Annotated in this window: 2 protein-coding genes; one reads left to right on the top strand and one right to left on the bottom strand. The window is 60.4% G+C overall.

The features are described from left to right. A partial coding sequence (locus ABNX41_RS21905; RefSeq protein ID WP_438671792.1) for a hypothetical protein occupies window positions 1-195 on the top strand: 195 nt, incomplete at its 5' end. 74 nt (window positions 196-269) lie between these two features. Here ABNX41_RS21905 and ABNX41_RS21900 read toward each other — a convergent pair. Beyond that, window positions 270-608, bottom strand: coding sequence for a hypothetical protein (locus tag ABNX41_RS21900; protein ID WP_438671791.1), 339 nt, complete (start codon window positions 606-608; stop codon window positions 270-272). Between the last annotated feature and the right edge of the window lie 115 nt (window positions 609-723).

Here is a 723-nt window from a genome sequence, read left to right as displayed (position 1 = left end):
GAACGCTTCCCATTGCGCCAACTGCGCCTGCCATGGCAGCGGATCGCGCGCCTGCCGCTTGATCCCGGCCAGATCCTCGAACTTTGGTCGTTTCTTCATCCATGGCAAAAGCGCCGTATGCCACGCCAGCCAGGCGTGGTGCTGGTGATCGATCTGCGCCCGCTCGGATGCACCTCGCATATGCACCCGATATAGCGCGGGCGAGATATCCCAGAACTCAGCAGGCGAAAAACCGGCGACGATATACGCCTCAAGAAGGGCGGGCAGGTTTATTTCTGACCGCCCTTCGGCTTTCCCCCGTCCTCACCATCCCCCCTATACAGATCAGAAAAGGCCGCATTGAACAGATCCATTGCCGCCGAGGGGTTTTGGGAAAGGATGTCATCCGCTTCGTCCAGAGTCGCATCGGGATGGTGGCGCCGCAAGGCAACCTCGGTCAGGCGCAAGAGTGGGCCGAAATCGCGAAGGCCCCCGCTCGGCGCCGAGATGAAGGCGCCAAGATCGCTGCCATACTCCTCCTGCAGGGCCGCAATTCCCCGCATCGACAGGTGGAGGTGATATTCTTTATCCCCCACCCTCACCCAGCTTTCTCCCGTGATTATCGCCATGGGTCACTCCCCCTCAGCAATCACAACATCGCCGGTGACCCGGATATTGACGGTCGCGGTCAGGCGATCATCCAGTGGGATCGCTGGGGTGTATTCCTGGATGAACCCGTCGAAG

The organism is Pseudogemmobacter sonorensis, from assembly GCF_042762395.1.
Lineage (GTDB): Bacteria > Pseudomonadota > Alphaproteobacteria > Rhodobacterales > Rhodobacteraceae > Pseudogemmobacter > Pseudogemmobacter sonorensis.
Note: the sequence above shows the minus strand (reverse complement) of the source record. Positions and strands in the feature narration are given on the sequence as shown.

Excerpts from the sequence above, each read along its gene's own strand:
- ABNX41_RS21900 (WP_438671791.1), bottom strand. The coding sequence starts at position 608 with ATGGCGATAATCACGGGAGAAAGCTGGGTGAGGGTGGGGGATAAAGAA.